Source organism: Sphingomonas crocodyli (assembly GCF_004005865.1).
GTDB lineage: Bacteria > Pseudomonadota > Alphaproteobacteria > Sphingomonadales > Sphingomonadaceae > Rhizorhabdus > Rhizorhabdus crocodyli.
The window spans coordinates 267,955-284,659 of sequence record NZ_SACN01000003.1 but is presented as its reverse complement, the minus strand read 5'-3'; the positions used below and the strand labels follow the sequence as shown (position 1 = coordinate 284,659).

17 protein-coding genes are annotated in these 16,705 nt (G+C 62.8%); 9 read left to right on the top strand and 8 right to left on the bottom strand.

What is annotated here, in order from left to right:
* Positions 1–113 precede the first annotated feature (113 nt).
* Positions 114–809, bottom strand: coding sequence for an SOS response-associated peptidase (locus EOD43_RS18940; protein WP_338069013.1), 696 nt, complete (start codon positions 807–809; stop codon positions 114–116).
* On the opposite strand from EOD43_RS18940, the gene EOD43_RS18935 reads away from it, so the two are divergent.
* Complete coding sequence (locus EOD43_RS18935; protein ID WP_240653360.1) at positions 803–1,315, top strand: SOS response-associated peptidase family protein; 513 nt, start codon at positions 803–805, stop codon at positions 1,313–1,315. The genes EOD43_RS18940 and EOD43_RS18935 overlap by 7 nt on opposite strands.
* A 35-nt stretch (positions 1,316–1,350) precedes the next feature.
* Here the strand turns inward: EOD43_RS18935 and EOD43_RS18930 are convergent, their stop codons facing one another.
* Positions 1,351–1,881: a hypothetical protein gene (locus EOD43_RS18930; protein ID WP_127745592.1), complete on the bottom strand. Its 531-nt coding sequence runs from the start codon at positions 1,879–1,881 to the stop codon at positions 1,351–1,353.
* Between the two features lie 367 nt (positions 1,882–2,248).
* Between EOD43_RS18930 and EOD43_RS18925 the strand changes: the two genes are divergently transcribed.
* The 7 genes from EOD43_RS18925 (at position 2,249) to EOD43_RS18895 (ending at position 7,969) form a co-directional block, all read left to right on the top strand.
* Positions 2,249–2,998: a LuxR family transcriptional regulator gene (locus EOD43_RS18925; protein ID WP_240653359.1), complete on the top strand. Its 750-nt coding sequence runs from the start codon at positions 2,249–2,251 to the stop codon at positions 2,996–2,998.
* Positions 2,999–3,076: 78 nt separating this feature from the next.
* The gene (locus EOD43_RS18920) at positions 3,077–3,706 is read left to right on the top strand and encodes an acyl-homoserine-lactone synthase (protein WP_127745591.1); all 630 of its coding nucleotides are present in this window, start codon (positions 3,077–3,079) and stop codon (positions 3,704–3,706) included.
* The gene (locus EOD43_RS18915; RefSeq protein WP_240653358.1) at positions 3,703–4,599 is read left to right on the top strand and encodes a phytanoyl-CoA dioxygenase family protein; all 897 of its coding nucleotides are present in this window, start codon (positions 3,703–3,705) and stop codon (positions 4,597–4,599) included. The genes EOD43_RS18920 and EOD43_RS18915 overlap by 4 nt, the downstream gene beginning before the upstream one ends.
* Positions 4,596–5,210 carry a GntR family transcriptional regulator gene (locus EOD43_RS18910; RefSeq protein WP_127745590.1) on the top strand — a complete coding sequence of 205 codons (615 nt, stop codon included), beginning with the start codon at positions 4,596–4,598 and terminating at the stop codon, positions 5,208–5,210. Before EOD43_RS18915 ends, EOD43_RS18910 begins: the two co-directional genes overlap by 4 nt.
* Before the next feature lie 213 nt (positions 5,211–5,423).
* Positions 5,424–5,552, top strand: a complete 129-nt coding sequence (locus EOD43_RS18905) for a benenodin family lasso peptide (RefSeq protein ID WP_127745589.1) — start codon at positions 5,424–5,426, stop codon at positions 5,550–5,552.
* A gap of 72 nt (positions 5,553–5,624) precedes the next feature.
* Positions 5,625–6,251 (top strand): lasso peptide biosynthesis B2 protein, encoded by a 627-nt coding sequence (locus EOD43_RS18900; RefSeq protein WP_164857347.1) that lies wholly within the window; start codon positions 5,625–5,627, stop codon positions 6,249–6,251.
* An 86-nt stretch (positions 6,252–6,337) separates the two neighbouring features.
* Complete coding sequence (locus EOD43_RS18895; RefSeq protein WP_164857346.1) at positions 6,338–7,969, top strand: asparagine synthase-related protein; 1,632 nt, start codon at positions 6,338–6,340, stop codon at positions 7,967–7,969.
* On the opposite strand, the gene EOD43_RS18890 is transcribed toward EOD43_RS18895, so the two are convergent.
* The 4 genes from EOD43_RS18890 to EOD43_RS18875 all read right to left on the bottom strand — a co-directional run bounded on the left by EOD43_RS18890 (position 7,882) and on the right by EOD43_RS18875 (position 14,251).
* Positions 7,882–10,056, bottom strand: a complete 2,175-nt coding sequence (locus tag EOD43_RS18890; RefSeq protein ID WP_127745586.1) for an Atxe2 family lasso peptide isopeptidase — start codon at positions 10,054–10,056, stop codon at positions 7,882–7,884. The two genes, EOD43_RS18895 and EOD43_RS18890, sit on opposite strands and share 88 nt — an antisense overlap.
* Complete coding sequence (locus tag EOD43_RS18885; protein WP_127745585.1) at positions 10,053–12,626, bottom strand: TonB-dependent receptor; 2,574 nt, start codon at positions 12,624–12,626, stop codon at positions 10,053–10,055. Before EOD43_RS18885 ends, EOD43_RS18890 begins: the two co-directional genes overlap by 4 nt.
* Before the next feature lie 75 nt (positions 12,627–12,701).
* On the bottom strand, positions 12,702–13,721 hold the full coding sequence (locus EOD43_RS18880) for a FecR family protein (RefSeq protein WP_127745584.1): 1,020 nt from the start codon (positions 13,719–13,721) through the stop codon (positions 12,702–12,704).
* Positions 13,718–14,251, bottom strand: a complete 534-nt coding sequence (locus EOD43_RS18875; protein ID WP_127745583.1) for an RNA polymerase sigma factor — start codon at positions 14,249–14,251, stop codon at positions 13,718–13,720. The genes EOD43_RS18880 and EOD43_RS18875 overlap by 4 nt, the downstream gene beginning before the upstream one ends.
* Positions 14,252–14,614: 363 nt before the next feature.
* On the opposite strand from EOD43_RS18875, the gene EOD43_RS18870 reads away from it, so the two are divergent.
* Positions 14,615–14,851 carry a hypothetical protein gene (locus EOD43_RS18870; RefSeq protein ID WP_127745582.1) on the top strand — a complete coding sequence of 79 codons (237 nt, stop codon included), beginning with the start codon at positions 14,615–14,617 and terminating at the stop codon, positions 14,849–14,851.
* Positions 14,852–14,972: 121 nt separating this feature from the next.
* Here EOD43_RS18870 and EOD43_RS18865 read toward each other — a convergent pair whose 3' ends face one another.
* The gene (locus tag EOD43_RS18865) at positions 14,973–16,067 is read right to left on the bottom strand and encodes a relaxase/mobilization nuclease domain-containing protein (protein WP_127745581.1); all 1,095 of its coding nucleotides are present in this window, start codon (positions 16,065–16,067) and stop codon (positions 14,973–14,975) included.
* Positions 16,064–16,591, bottom strand: coding sequence for a mobilization protein (locus tag EOD43_RS18860; protein ID WP_127745580.1), 528 nt, complete (start codon positions 16,589–16,591; stop codon positions 16,064–16,066). Before EOD43_RS18860 ends, EOD43_RS18865 begins: the two co-directional genes overlap by 4 nt.
* Positions 16,592–16,705: the final 114 nt, after the last annotated feature.

The following is a 16,705-nucleotide window of genomic DNA, read 5'->3' as shown; positions in this document are numbered from 1 at the left end:
CCGCTCGTTGGAATGGGGCATAGGAAGCATAGGTCAGAATCGACTCGTTTGTTCCCTTAATGTTCCGCCCGGCATGGTCCTGCGTCAAGGGCCCTCGTGCACCCTTTGTAAAACTACAGCGCCAGGATGGATTGCGCCGCGGGCGCGGGCGGCGGAAACACGCGCGTTACAGTCAAACTGGCCTTGGGCAGATGGCCCAGCACATCCACTGCCGGAACCGCGGGATCGAGCCAGTCGGCCCACCGATTACGCGGCAATGGGATGATCTGACGATGATGATAAGGCGCGATATCCTCGCCCGCCTCAGTCGTCAGCATTGTGAATGCCTCGCCGACATCGGGATGCGATCGCCAAATGCCGGCGATACAGAACCAGCGATGCTCCTTCAGCGTGAACAGCCACTTGTCTTTCAGACGCTGCTTGCGATCCTCGGATTTTGTGAACTCATAGAAGCCATCGGCGAGGATCAGGCAGCGCTTTGATGAGAACTCGCGTCCTTCTGTCCTGAAATTGTGGACCGGCTTTCCGGTCGGCCCAGGCCAACTCCAGCGACGGTTGACGAGTTCGCCTAAGCCTCGCGCCCGATCGACACCGCGCACGATCGGCGCGGTGTCAGTGATCCTGATATCTTCGCGCGCCGGCACATTGGGCACTCCTTCAGGCATCGAGATCCTGATCTTGAGATCGTCAAAATCCTCGGCGATCGTAGCGATATCGACCTCGAGCCGGTAGTCGTTGCACATCCCTCTCGCTCCGACTTGCTTCCCGTTCTTGTTCTTCTTATGTTCTGAATGTGGATTCGGTGGCAACCCCTTTTGATTGCAACGCGCCGCTCGGCGATCGTCGGGCGATCATCCGGCGTAATCCTGACGATAGTCAAGAAATCGAAATGGTCGAGGCGATGTGGGGCAGTAATCCCAGATTTGCCGCTGGTGCCAGCTTTGGGTTCATCCGCTCGGAAGGACAGGCCTTCCCAAGCTACCGGTGTCTTATTCCGGCGTCGGAATTCATCGTGCGGGACGGCAAGAAGCAATATCGGGTGACGCTCGACACAGGCAACTTTTTCTATCTCGCCGGCGTCTGGGAACCTCCTATGGCGGGCTGGCCCCTGAGCTATCGCGTCATCACGGTCGATGCGAACCATGAAGTGTCGCTCTATCAGGAACGGCATGGCGCGATCATCCAGCGGCGCCAGGTGATGCAATGGCTTGATGCCACGGCCGCGGATGACGAGCTTCTCGTCACCCCCCCGCCACGCATCTTCGTGATACAGGAGATTGGCGCCAAGCCGGTCCAGACCAAACTGGCACTGTGACCGGCGACAAAAGCCGGTGCGAACGCCTTGAACCCTTAGCCCAGCCGCAAGGCAGGACGCGCACTTTCAGTGATCGTGTAGACGGCTTCGCGTTGCGCACCCCGGTTATGGTGGTCGACGCGTTCGCCCTGATAATGTCGCCTTACCAGGCCAGCCTGCACCAGGTCCGAAACAGCACGGCTGACATTGCACCGGCCCGCCTTCAGGACACGCAAGCGCACTTCGGCATCGACCAGGCGATCTCCCTCTACCGCATCGGCGGGAAGCCGGCCGGCATTCTCGAGTTCGGCACGGACTTGTGCCACGATCGCGAGGCGCCGGGCATCGCGCTGCGCCATCGGTACGAGCGCATCGCACAGCCAGTCTCGGATCGGCACGCGCCGATCATCCTCAAGGACATAAGGGCCCGCTCTGCCGCGCGCGTCGGCGGCCTGAGCGATCAGGTGCAGGACCATCAAGGAGTAGCGCGGGCGTTGCGAAACGCCCGCGATCCGCTCGATCAGACCTGGCAGCCCGAGCGCGTCATTGCGATCAGCATGTCCGGCAAAAAGATCTGTCTGGAACATAGCAGGAATCTAGCATGGTTGTTCGCCATGTGAATCCCTCCAGTCGGGCGATGTTCGATATTATCGCCCGTGACACTTTACCCTTGGGGTGAAGTGTCACGCGTAGGAAGGATGAGCGAATTGCATCGCTACAAGTAGTCCGATCAAATATTGATATTGTGCAATCGTCGTCATCCGCAATTCATGACCAATCGCGCCGAATTGGCTCAAATCAAGGCTTGAATGCTGCTGTTATTACCGATGATGGTCGCCCGCACCTGACTGAACCGGGCGGAGCGCGCCGAGGTGAAACCGGCTTGCCCACCCCCAAAAAGGCGATTGCCTGCGCTGTGACTGGGCGCGCGACAGGTGGTCGATACGGGCGACCATGAGCCGCATGAAGCTTGTGGATTCCTTCGTAAGCCAGCTGACCGGCCGGCTCGACGAAGCGAATCTTCACGAAGCACTCGAACGCGCAACCCACGACATGAGCTTTCACCATTTCGCCCTGTCACGACATCTGGACAGAAGCCGGGCGCTCGCACCGGATATTCGGTCGCATAATTACCCCGCCGGCTGGGTCGATGAATATGACGAGCGCACGTTGGGGAGCATCGATCCGGTGCGGCGGGCCAGCGAGCGCACCGTCGCGGGCTTCGCCTGGTCGAATCTCGGAGATCTGATCGCACTATCGGAAACCGACCGCATGACCCTTGAGCGCGGGCACCGGCACGGCATCGGCGATGGGATGACGGTACCGGCCAATATACCGGGGGAGGTCAGCGGATCCTGCACATTTGCCCTGCGCCCCGGCGAAGTCTTTCCCTGCCATCAGTTCGGCACCGCGCAGTTGATCGGCACATTCGCTTTCGAAGCGGCGCGGCGATTGCAGAATGACCGGCGGGCGCCACCCACCCACGCCCTCACCGAGCGTCAAAGAGATTGTGTTTTATGGGTCGCCAGGGGCAAGTCGGATTGGGAAGTCTCCAAGATCCTTGGCATCAGGCACGATACTGTTGTGCAGCATCTGAAAATGGCGCGTGAGCGATACGACGTGGAAAAACGAACGTCGCTGGTGGTCCGCGCATTGTTCGATGGTCTTTTCTCGTTCGCCGACATCATCCGCAGGCGTTTCTGATTACCCCCCCCCCATTTCTTGGTATTTGGGGCAATGCTTCCAAGGCCGACATTGAGCCTCCGTTGAAGGGAGGCTCTTATGCAGACGCTGTTTCCCACGTCAGTTTCCGATCGGGCGCTCCGGTCTATGTTCGCCGCGCGTAAAGAGGTTTTCGTCGACCTCCTCAAATGGGATTTGCCCATACTCGAGGGTCGCTACGAGATCGACCAGTTCGATACCAGCGACGCCGAATATCTGATTGTCGCGGCAAGCAACGATCGCCATCGGGCATCGGCGCGCCTGCTTCCCACCGAACGTCCTCATCTTCTCGATACGGTGTTTCCCCATCTGTGCACAGGCCCGATACCAACTGGACCTTCCACGCGCGAGATCACCCGCTTCTGCCTTGATCGCCACCAGCGCTCGGCAGAACGCAGGGAAGCCCGCAATACGCTGATTAGCGCCCTCGTCGATTATGCGCTGGAGCAGCAAATCGACGCTTATACCGGTGTCGCCAATCTCGACTGGTTCGAGCAAGTTCTTAATTTCGGCTGGGAATGCTCGGCGCTCGGTCGACCGATATTGGGGGCCACCGGATGGCTGACCGCCCTTCACATACGCATCGACCAGGACACACCGGCACGTCTGTGCGCACGCGGGATTTACCGTCCGGTCGGAGCGCCTGACGCTTCGCCCCTGCGGCCCTTGCATCTGGAGTTCGCGGCATGACCAGCCTCGCAATGGCGGACCACCCGCTGGCCGCGGCCGACGCATTGAACCGCAACGGCTATTGCATCATCCGTAACGCCGCGCCGGTCTCGGTGGTGATGGAGCTTGCCAGCGACCTTGATCCGATCTTCGACGAGACCCCATTTTGCCAGGGTCATTTCTATGGGGAACGGACAAAGCGCTTCGGATCGGTACTCCGGCGCTCCTCGCATGCGGCGGATCTCGTCCAGGCACCACCTATCCTGGCGCTGGCTGAGGCTGTGCTCGGACCGTGGTGCGACCGATTTCAGCTCAATCTGACCCAAGGCATCGCCATCCATCCGGGCGCACCGGCTCAGTTCGCGCACCGTGACGAAGATATGTGGCACGGCACGAAGGGCGTCCACGAATATCTGATCAATGTGATCTGGCCGCTCACGCGTTTCGAGCGCGATAATGGCGCGACAGTGATCTTCCCCAACAGCCACGGCCCGCTTGGGCGTGACACCGGCTGTACCAATCCGATCGTCGCCGAATGCGAACCTGGCGACGCCATCTGCTTTCTCGGTTCGACCCTGCATGGCGCTGGCGCCAATTGCAGCGACACTGAACGGCGTTGCCTCATCACCGGCTACAGCCTTGGCTGGCTCAAGCCCTATGAGAACCAGTGGCTCGCCTACCCCCCGCATATCGCTCGCCACTTCTCCACCGAGCTGGCCGAGCTGATCGGCTATGTCCAGCACCGGCCCAATCTCGGCAATTATGAGGGTCGATGCCCGTCGGTGCTGCTGCGCGACGCCGTACCCGATCATCTTGCAGCGGCGGACGCGCTCACGCCTGATCAAACCGCAATGCTCGCCGAGTTCATACGCGATCAGTCGCTCGACAACCATGCCCGGCAGGGACGCTTATGAGTCCTGCTCAGGCGCTTGCGCGCTGCTACGCGCACATCAAGCGAGAACTCCTGTTCGGCGAGTTCGGTCCTGGTCGTCGTCTCGAAGCGACCCGCATCGCCGATCAGCTCGGGGTCAGTATCACGCCTGTACGGGACGTGCTCAATCGACTGGTTGGCGAGGACCTCGTCATAGCCAAGTCCGGTGACGGCTTTCATGTTCCCTGGCTCACCCAGGACGAACTGCACGATCTCTATCTATGGAACGGCTTTGTGTCCGATCTGGCCGTGCGTGCCCCGAGCCAGCGCAGCGCCCCCTCGCCGCCTTCATCGGACAGTTACGCAGCCCGCGCCGCATCATTCTTTGCCGGCTTGTCCGTTGGCAGTCGGCCGATCGAATGGGCGATGCGGCGCAACAACGAGTGGCTGAGCCGAGCACGAGCGGTAGAACCCGACGTCATGGACGGCATCGACGAGGAACTGAACGAGCTCCTCGCCATGTTGGAGCAGAATGACCAGCGCAATTTAATCGCGGTTCTGCGGCGCTACCACCGGCGGCGTGAGCGCGCCGCGGATTTAGTAATACGTGCGATGCGAAGGCGATATCGAGAGGAAGATCCTGCCCCGCTCTAGGCCCTTCCATGTCAGGCCTCTGACCGGCTGGCCGTCGCGCATGTCCAGGCTCGCGCTAAAGGCGACGGCACGCACCCAGTGCGTAGTTTCACCAGCCGGTCAACCGCTCCGAAATATGACCGGAATTTCGGTATTATATCGTTTTTATATACCCTCGAACGCTGCAGCCTTGATCGTGCCGGCCCTGATGGCCCGCATCGAAAGGAGCACGTCATGAGCAAGGACGTTCACGAGGAAGACTGCATCGAGCTTGGCACTGCGAGCCTGAGCACCCAGGGCGCCGGCCCGCGGGTCGAAGACGAGATCGGTCTGCAGTTCCAGTCCGGTCTCACCAACGACTGACTGATCGGCGCGTGGCGACCGTCACGCGCCGATTTCACACGGTTGCTTGCCATGCCATCGGCCTCATCCTCCATGTTCTGGTGCCTGATCGACGATCAGCCGATCGTCCTCGACATTCAGCGGGACAGATATTGTCTGCTGACGGGCAAGACCGCTGTTGCGCTTGCCGCGCTCGATCCCGATGCCGCCGCGCCAGATAAGCGGGCCGTTCTCGAACAACTCGCCATGCTCAATATCGTGGCGGCGCAAACATCCGAGATCAGTCCGCCTTGCTCCCATCGCATAGCCGAGCGCGAGATCCAGCATCTGCCGCCTCCCTCATGGCTCGATCTGACCGAAGTTATGATCGCGCTTTTCCGCAGCTTCAGCCAGCGCCGATGGGCGCTGGCGAAGCGCGTGGACGAGTTCCGCAGGCGAAAGGCGCGTACGCCTTCCGCTCCCGATTTGCCCCTGGCCCCTGCCGAGGCGGTAGCCAGTGCCTTTGATCGCTCGCGCCGGCTGACGCTTGGTTTCGACCAATGTCTGGTACGAGCCTTCGCTCTGGCCACCACCCTCCTCACCCGGGGCTACCACCCCGCGATCATCTTCGGCGTCCAGCTCCGCCCCTTTGCCGCGCATTGCTGGGTCGAACTTGACGGGCGCTTGATGGACGACCGGATCGCGCACGTTTCCCTCTTCACCCCTATCCTCGTCCTGTGAGCGGTCCGTACATCATCATGGTCAGCGACCACCCTCACCCGGGCCCGGTTCCCGAAACCGTGTCAGCGGTTGCGGCCTGTCTCAACATGAGCGTCCACCCGCTGATGAATCGCGCTTGGCTTCTGACCCGGTCCGACACGTCCTGGCGCACAACCGGCGCAACTATCGTCATCGGCGACGCCTTTCCACGCGCGTGTGACAGGTCCTCACCGTGCGTTTTCGACAATCTTTGGGGCGGCTACGTCGCCGTTTTGCTGCCCGCGGACCAAGGGGGCGCGATAGAGCTCTGGCGCGATCCGTCGAGTGCGGTTGGCTGCTATTATGCGCGCAGCCGGGAATGGACGGTCTTCGCGTCCAATGCAGGTGACCTGGCACGAGCAGGCGTCGTCGCCGTGGAGATCGACTGGTACGGCCTGGCCGCGCATCTTACCTTTTCGCAGCTTCGCACCCCACGCACGGCGATCAACGGCGTTCACGAGTTGCTTGCCGGTGGACGGCTTCGGCTCGGCGAGCGGGGCGTTACCGCGCAAGCCATGATCTGGTCTCCCTGGGCCTACGGCGCGCCAGACAAAATGATCCGGGATCCAGCCGACGCGTCGCGCGCGGTACGCGAGGCGATCCTCGGCACGGTCGCCGCCCGGCTAGATGGCAAGGGCCGATCAATTTTGCGGCTGTCGGGCGGCCTCGATTCGTCGATTCTGGCTGCGGCGATGAAGGCGGCTGGTCACGACTTTGTCTGTCTCAATTACCGCACCCGTCACGCGTCCGGCGATGAGCGCCATTATGCGCGCAAAGTCGCGAACCACCTGGCGGTCGAACTCCATGAGGTCGAGCTTGACCCTGCTCGCGTCGACCCGTTCCGATCGAGCGCTCGAGACATACCGCGCCCGACGATCTTCAGCTTCAGCCAGGCCCATGCGCACCACCTTGAGGAGACTATAGGACTGACCGGGGCGAGCGCGATTGTCGATGGCGGCGGCGGCGACAATGTCTTTTGTTATCTGCATTCCGCCGCCACGGTCGCGGATGCTGTGCGATTGGAGTCCCCCACAGGCTGGTGGAGGGCAGCCTGCGACATGAGTGATCTGAGCAAAGCCTCGCTGGCGACCATCGGTCGTGCGACGGTCGCGAAACTTCGGCACGGTCATCTCTATCGCTGGCAACCGACCGACTTCTGGCTCAATCAAGATTACGTCCCGTCCTCGTCCTTCCAGCACCCCTGGCTTTGCACGCCCGGCACCGGTCTCCCGGGCACGCTGCGCCATATCGCAAACATCATTCAGATCCAGAACCATCTCGATGCCGGATCGCTCGTTCGTCTACCCGTGCTCTCGCCCTTGCTGGCGCAGCCCGTGATGGAAACCTGCCTGCGGGTACCAAGCTATCTCTGGGCGCGCGGCGGTATCAATCGCCGCGTCGCGCGCGACGCCTTCGCGAACCTCCTGCCGGAGGAAATCGTGTGGCGGCGCGACAAGGGCACGCCGACATCGATCGTGGGTGGATTGTTTGAAACGCATCGTGATCGCCTGCGCGACCATCTGCTCGGCGGTGTTCTGGCGTCAGCCGGCTTCCTTGACCGACCTCGCCTCGAGCGCGTGTTCGATCAGAATCGCGTCGCGCAGGACATAACCTACTCGCTGCTCGTTCGCCTCGCCGATGCCGAAAGCTGGGCATGCGCCTGGTTGAGCCGATCAGACCAGCCACGCGCGCTCGCCTGATCGGCAAGAGCGGACCAGCGAGCATATTGCTCCTCCTTGGCAGGATCCGGGTCTCGGCGCCTTAGCAACCAGAAGTCGAACCAGTCGATCGTGCGCTGATAAAGGGCGAGGCGGTGCGCGGGTTGCCACTTGATGTGGCCCTCATCGGCAAAGACGTGCATCTCGGTCGGCGGCCCGACCCGTCGAAACGCCGCATAGGCCTCCAGCGCACGCTGATATTCGTCGTCTCCCAACTGGAGCAAAATGGGTCCCGTGATCCGCGACGCGCCGAGCGCTGGTGACACAGCGCGCCAGAAGGTGTCGCGTGGCACAATAGGCGAAGGATAACCGGCGCGTTCGCGCGCGGCTTCCCATGCCGGACCGACCAGGATCGCGTCAGTATCGGGGTCCGCGCAACACGTGCTGGCAGCGGTGGCGGCAAACAAGTCGTTATGATGGAGCAACAGATACCAGGCCGTGGTTGATCCGTCGCTAAGGCCGGTGAGCCCGATCCGACGATCATCGACCACATTCAACGCGCGCGCCGCGTCGATCCCCGCCAGAACCGAGCCTGCGACGTTGCGCCGCTCTGCCCAGTTCACGGCGCCGATCGCATCGACTTCGCGCCAACTGGAAAAGCGTCCCGGATATCGCGATCCGTAACTCGCCGGCCGCTGGACGCTCAGGACCGCATAGCCGCTGGCCGCCAGGGGGAAGATTGGAACCTCGTCCCCGGTGCCTCCCCGCAAGAAGCCACGGCTTTCATACTGGACCACGATCAGTGGATATCTGGTGCCCGGTCGCCAGTCCGGCGGCAGGACCAGATCGCCGAACGCGCGAAAGCCCATGGCATTCGTCCACATGAGCCGGCGCACTGAACCGGACCGGACTTTAGCAAATCCAGGGTTGGGATCGAACAAGCGGCTGAGGCCCCCCGTTCGCTTATCGATCGCGACGATGCTGCGCGGGCGGGTGGCCGTCTCGAAGAGGCAATAGAGCCGGCCAGGACTTTGAATGCACCCGGTGAGCAGCCCCGGCGTGCGCAATAAGCGTCGCGATGACCGCCCGGCTCGCCAGCTATAGAGCGCGATGTCGCCGCCTGCCCAGCCTTCACGGCGAAGATAGAGGACGGAGCCCGGCGCCTGGCCCCACCAGAGGCCCATGATCTGATCGCCCGCGCAATCTTTGCACGTAGCTCGCCTGCCATAGCCATCGCTAATCGACAGTGTCGCCGGAGAAAAAAGGCGACCCGGAATGACCGCGTTCACCGCAGCGCTTAACCCGCCCGCTCCGCCAAGTCGCGCCAGGACGCCGTCACCAAGATCCGGCGGGGACAAGATCGCCGCCTCGGCGTCGCTGGCGAGCCGCACGCGCCCCTGCGGTCCCACGACCTCGAAGCGGACCGGCAGGGGGCCTCGCAACTGTGGCATTTTCCCGAACACCGGCACGTAGCGATCATCATAGAGAAAACCCTGCCGCGCTTCGGCGGCACGCGCTGCGCGGGCGTCGAGCAATGCCGGACGGCTGGCGATCACAAGATCGCGACCGTTTGGCGCCCAGTCGACCTTCTCGATGTCAACGCGCGAGGCCGTGACAGCGCGCGCGCCGGACCCGTCGAATGCCGCAACCCAAGCCTGAGTGACTCCACCATCGCGTCTGAGAAACGCGATCGACCGACCATCAGGAGACCAATGCGGGGTCACCACCTGCGCGACATCTAGCCGGGTGATCAGTCCGCGCAGGATCTGGGTCATCGGCAGAAACTCGCCGCCCTCATCGACAATATGCGGGGCACCGCGTGATGCGAGCTCCAGCACCATCAGCGCTCGACAATAGCGGTTGCGCGCGGGGTCGGCGCGGGTGAGCACGAAGGCAAGCCGCCGCCCATCCGGCGAAAGCGCGAGCGGACCCGGCGCACCGAGCCCGGAATCGGTGGACACGATATCGCGCACGCTCGCCAGATCTGCCGGCGTGACGAGACCCCCGGTGACCGGCGGCGATTGGGCGAGGAAGATAGCGCAGGCCTGCGCTTGTGCTATCCGCGGAATGAACAGCAGGCTGATCAGAGCGGCGACCCGGAAGGGTCGCCGCAAGATTCGCAGGCTCACGGGAAGCGCTTGGTCAGCGTGAGACTGACAAAGCGCCCGATCGGAGAATTGTTGGTCGCATCATAGGGCAGATCATAATCCGTCAGTGTCCGGATGAGGTCCGGCTTTTGATTGAACATGTTGCTGACCGATGCGGCGATCTCGAGATTCGCGAACGGCCCCGCCCTGTCACCCAATTCGTGACGGACCGTCAGATCGAACGTTGTCATGCCCCCTGAGCGTACGATCGGGGAGAAACGGCGGTCATCGGTGTCGCCATTGTAGTTGCCAGCGAACGTGACAACCGATCCGCCATCGCGCCAGGTTAGGAACCCCCGCGCAGTATAATGCGGTGGAAAGAAAATCTGACCAGCGTTCGCAGCAAATGGCTGGCCTGGCAGCGTTTGCTGTTCCGACTTCAGATAGGCGCCGTTAACGCCGAAGGTCAGGCTCCCCGTCTCGCGGATCGACAGGCGGTATCGCAGTTGAAGGTCGGCGCCCTCGATCTTCTGTGCGGTCACGTTGCGGTTGCGATTATCGATGATCGCGACGATCCTGCTGGGGTCATAGCCTCCCGCAGCCAGCAGCAGTTGCTCGACACCCGCCACTGCCGCTGCCTTGTCGGCCGCACTTGGCGCCCTGTTGACGAAGGTCGCGTTCAGGGGATCCGAAAGAGCGCGCGCGAGCGACGCGATCGGTGCCGCGACCCGATCGCGATAGTCGATGTGGAAATAGCTGAGATCGACACTCAGGCCCTCGATCGCACGCGGGTGCACCGCGAGCGTCGCCGACCATGTCTTCGCGCGCTCGGGACCGATTCCTGGCTGTCCACCCGTCAGGAACAGGGCTGTCGAGCCAGCGGGAAATCCGCTTCCTCCGACCGATGCGATTGGACGGACACTGGCTGTTTTTGCCGTGAAGCGTTGGAACAGCGTTGCCGCCTTGAACGACTTGCCCCAGCTTCCCTTGAACGCGAAGTCGGGGGTCGGCTCGTAGATGAGCCCGAGCTTGGGCGTGGCGATATCGCCGATGGCGCGATAGTTCTCGTAGCGGATCGCGGCACTCGCGGTCAGCTTGTGGACGAATCGGAGCTCCTGGCTTGGACCCACGAGGGGCGCATTGATTTCACCGTAGGCGTAACGGCTTGTCTGGCGGGCCCGAAGTGTCTGCGCTCCGACACGCGAAGAGATCAGAGTGTCGCGTCGCAGGCCTGTTCCGATTGCAAGCTTGGCGTCACCACCGGGCAGCGCGAACAGGCTGCCATCAGCGCCCAGCTCGACTGATTGGGCATTGTTGCAGTAGCAACCCCGGGTCGAGTTGGTCACCCTACCGTTGGTATAGCTGTCATTGTCATAGTGAGTACGGTCTCGACCATAGGCACCCGACAGGGTGACGGTCCAACGGTCGGTAGCGGTCCACGCCAGCGACGGCGCGACCACGAAAGATCGGTTTCGCGGAAAATTGTAAGCGCCGAAGGTCAGGTAGCTCGCCGTGCTTTGAAACGGCAGATTGAAGACGCTCCTGCGCTGGTTGTAGAGCGCATCGACCGACAGCTCGAACCCCTCCCCCAGCCGCTGGTGCCCCGCCAGCGCGACATTGCTGCGCTTGATCGATGGATACAGCGTTTGGGTGGGAGCCAGCGCCGCGGTGTAGGACCGCTGGCGAGCGACAATCGCCGACGCATCTTCATGCTCGCCCGCGAGCATGAAACCACCCGTCGACCAGCTATGGCCGGTGATGAACCCCGCCTGCCGGTGCGAGCCGCCGCCATCGGTCGAACCCGCGTAGCGCATCATGACGGCAGCGCCCTCATAGTCGCGCTTCAAAATGATATTGGCGACACCGGCCACCGCGTCGGAGCCGTAAATGGCCGAGGCCCCGTCAGCGACGACCTCGAGGCGATCGACGGCGAGGAGCGGGATGGAGGAGATGTCGACGCCTTGGCGCGTCGCATTATAGCTCACGCGATGACCATTGAGCAGGGTGAGAGTCGCATCGGCACCGATCCCGCGCAGATTGATGCTGACCGAGCTGCCGACATTGATGCCGCGCGCATTGGGTACACCTGACACAAGCCCGGGATTGTTTCCCGCCATGGAGTTCTGAGGAATGTCCCGAATTGCCTCCGCGAGTGTGCCTCTCCCCGCCGAGCGCATGTCGTCCGAGTTCATCACGGTGAGCGGAGATGGCGACGCGGCGCCGGGGATGCGGGTGCCGGTAACCACGATCGCGTCGGACACGTCAGCGCCAGCGTCTAGCGCCGGCGCCGACGATCGCCCCTTCACGATGATACTCTTCCCCTCGATCTGAACGTGTAGCCCAGTGCCCCTTGTAAGAATGGCAATGGCTTGCGGAGCGCTATAGTCACCGCTGACGGCCTCGGCTGTGCGACCCGCGACATCGCCCGGTTCGAAAAGCACCTCCCAACCCGTGCGGGCTGCTACCGCGCGCAGAGACTGCCCGAGGTCCTGCTGGGGAAGGTCAATTCTGACGGCCTGCGCTGCGGTGGGTTCGGCGGCGGGGAGCGCAATCGCCCCTAACGCGACCGATGCTAATGCAATTCGGATCCCCCTCTTGTAGACGCGGTTCATGCTGCTGCCCCCTTTGTATCGGCGCCCACATCATTGCGGTGCACCAGGGGTTCGACGCGACAGAGGTCGAAGACCTTAGGTCTCTCCTGAAATATTTTTGTCGCGCCGGCCTATCCACAAAGCCGCGGGATCGGATCGGTCAACCGACACGTCCAGCAGACGAGCGAGATTGTCGGCAAGATGCGCCGGATCATCGATCCGGAAATGCCCCGATAAGCGTCGGGATGTGAGCGACGGATCGGCTATGCGGATCGGCACCACCGCGTAGCGGTTGGCCTCGGCAACGAGTTGCCCAAGAGCAACATTGTCGGCATCGACCATACCGGTCGGCCATGTCCGGTCGTTATCGACGACATGCGCGCCGATCGCAGCTGTCCCCCGCGCCCGGATGGTAATTGCGTCGCCCGCTGAAAGCACATGCGCGTTCTTCTCAGTTCGAACAGCATCCTTCACCGCGACATCGACGACGCCTTCAAGCAGAGCGACCCGCACCTCACCGCGCTGTGACAACCTGACGTCAAACAGCGTGCCATGAGCGGTCACGCGGCTTAGCCCCGCCTCCACGACGAACGGCCGCGTCTCGTGGGCCACCTGAAATCGCGCTCTGCCACGAACGAGCTGCAACCACCGACGCGCACCATCAAACCGGATTGACACCGAAGACTGGGAATCGAGCGTGACAATTGAGCCGTCGCTGAGGCGGACAGTGCGGATGCGGCCGGTCTGCGCGGCGATGATGGCATCGCCTGCAGATTGCGCCGACCGATGCCCAAACTCAGTGGAATCTGGCGATAGAAGCAGTGCAAGCAATCCCGCTGCGATCGCGAGGCCGGGAGTCCATAGCAGCGAGCGGCGCGGGCGACCCGCGGACGACGGGACCGGTTGCCACCGGTGCGAGAGTTGCAGGATGGCCGCTTCGTCGAACCGGCGGCTTAGCCGCTCGAATATCCGGCGATGGCGCGCGTCCGCCGCGAGCCATTGCTCCAAAGCGGGGCGATGCACGTCCGCATCAGGTCCTTGCATTCGCGCCAGCCATGCGGCGGCGGCCAGGCGCAATTCAACCTCACCGGGGTCAGTTTGGTCGGAAGCGGTCATGCGCCGTCCAGAAACGCATCGATATGCGCAATAGCCCGCATCATGTGATATTCGACTGCCCCCAGGCTGATGCCAAGATCCTGCTGAATTTGGCGATAGGGTTTGCCATCGCGCCGGTTCATGAGGAAGATTGTCCGCGTCTTGTCGCTCAATTGTTCGAGGGCCGCTTCATAGCGCGCGAGCAATTGCCTGGCTTCGAGCTCCTGCCCCTGCTCCGGCGCGATCGCAATATGAGCCGCCTCGTCGATCGGCACCTCCTGCGCATGGCGGACGCGGCGGCGATGAAGGTCCACAAGCAGGTTGCGCGCGATCCGTTGAAGGTAGGCCGCCGGGTTGGCGAGATCCGCGCGTCGTGGCGACGTGGCGAACCGAACAAAGGATTCCTGCAACATATCATTGGCGGCATCTTCGCGCCCGGTCTTGCGCTTTAGATAGCGCAGGAGGCCCGGTGCCTCGCGTCGGAACAAGCGGTCGAGATCGATCTCATCGCCCGGGGCCACCTCGATCGCGCGCGGCGATGGCCCGCTCATGCGAGCACCGCTCGATCATGGCCACCAAGACGAAGCCTGCCAAAGATTTGGATAACAAACATCGGCGCGCAATCCGCGCGCGGCTACCATCCTGCGTCCGACACGCGTCGGATCGACCGGATTTCACAAGCTGTGCCGCGATGGGTTTGCCATCGCCTCGGCCATCCGTCCGTGAAGGACCGATGTGATTGATGCCTGACGGGAAAGTCCCGAGCGCAGTCGCCGACGAACCTGCGCTGGCAAGACTTTGCCTCAACGACGACGTCCTCGCAAGGCAAGGTGTGGCTACCCCCATTTCTTGGAATAGCGCCCGCCGCTGCGCGGCGGCAGCAATCTAACCGCTATCCTGGCGGAGGTTGGACCATGGATGACGTTGGTTACAAAATGCTCGAAGGCCTGGTCGCCAACCTGCGGCAAGCCTGTCAATCGAGCGGTCTTGCGGCTGCGGAAATCGCGCAAATCCTGGCGATCGACGTGGACGAGTTGGCCGTCGTGGTCACCGGTGACATCGCGCGTGCTGCGATGCTCGATATATGGTCGGTTCTACCTTTCCTGCGCCGGATCGATATGCCGTTAGTCGAACTGCTGCCAACGACGTGAAAAGCCTGCACCGGCTTTGCGATTTTCGCCGCAATATCTGTCAAGCAGCGTTGACGCGCGTCGCTCATCGACGCCCGATACTAAAGGTCGCCCCGATTTAGAGGGGCACGCGACGGGGACTTCAATCGCGGTCGCGCGCTCCACGAGACTTCGATTGCGGCCCTTTGACCGGTGAGGGAGCTTGCCGGAACATCCCAAGCCCCGCCGCGGCGGTGTCGCCGCCATAGCGCTGCACATCACGCGCATGGTGTGCGGCGAGTTCGAGGCGTCGGCTGAAGGGCGCCGGCATGGCATCGACATAGGCCCGGAGTGCTCGGCCGAGTGCTCGATCGCTTTCGTCAGGCAGGCCTGCGAGCTGATCGGCAACCCGGCCATAAGCCTTTTTCACCTGCTGCTGCTTCACGATCGCGGCGCGCTCCCAAGGCGTAAGTTCACCCGACGCCGCGAAATTGCGCCCGGCACGGCGCGCGGCCTCATCCACCTCGATCAAGCCGCCCGTCATCGCGTAGCGCTGTTTAAGCTTGAGAAGCGACACGTTGTCGGTGCGGCGGGTGATGCCCCGCGCGCGTCGCGGGGTCGCGTCCGCCTCGATGCCGCGTTCGCGCAACTCGTGTGCGAAGGTCTCGCGCATGCGATGGAGGTCGGCCTTGCGAGGATTGAAGCGTGCCCCGCCCAACTCGCAAGGCGCAACTGCGACGGTCACATGGACATGCGGGTGGTCAGTGTCGTCATGGAGCGCGAGCATATAGCGATGCCGCCCCTCAAGCTCGACCCGCGCAAAGGCTCGTGCGGCCGCAAGCACCGTCATCGCGTCGGTGCCGGCGGGCATCGACAGGACCATCGAGATCGAGGTGGATCCATTCGCACGCGCCGATCCATCCTCATGATCCCATTCCGCCGCACGATCGGCCAGTTCGCGCGGATCACGCAGCCGCTCTCCATCTTCGGTCTCGACCTCAAGGTCGCCGTGCCGGCCGATATAGGCGAAATGTGCCGTGACATGATCAGCCCCCTGCTGGCGTCCCGACACCTTCACCATCACCTGGGGGACCCGCTCGACGATCCGGCGCAGCTTTGCGCGCGCAGCATCAATCGATGATACCGAAGGCACGCGAACCGACGCCCTGGGATCGAGGACGCGCCGTCCACCCGACGGTGCGCGCCAGATGCGATCGAGCGAGGCGACCGGGAAGGACGGGTCGGCCGGCTGCGTCATTCAGGTGTGTCCCAATAGGCAAGATCACCACGCCGGGCCGCCCCCACCGCGTTGACAGCCGATCGGATCTCGCACCGAAGCGCATCAAGGCTGGTGTGGACATCGGTCGGGAGTTTCTCCCCAGCTTGTATTGCCTCGGCGATATGACTGACGCTGACCCCTATCCGGCGAAGCTCGGAGCGTATCGCCTCGAGCGCCTTGCCGTCGGGCGCCGCGGGTTCGGGCGAGCAATGAAGGCGTCGGCGCACCAGGCTCACAAGCCAGCCACTTCGTTTCATTCCACGCCGAGCCGCCATCGCCTCGACCGCAGCCACCTCGTCTGACGTGAGCAAAATCTCCAGCCGCTGATCGGCGCGCAAGGACCGGGACACAGCAAGCGGTGCCGCCACCGCCCCTTCGCCGACAGCGTCAAGCACGAGACGCCGCAAGAGAGCGGATCGTCCCCCCTGCCCTTCCGCGAGCCGATCGAACCGGGCCGCGTCCTTGTCGGGCACGAGAAAGGTGAACGAGGTCATGACCTTCATTACGATAATTGAAACCCCGGCGAAAGCCTATCCTGCCCTCCCACCAATTTAGCGATCTTTCATCTAAGATGGTGATGTCGTCGATTGGTAGCGACTACCGGTCGGCGCTCATCA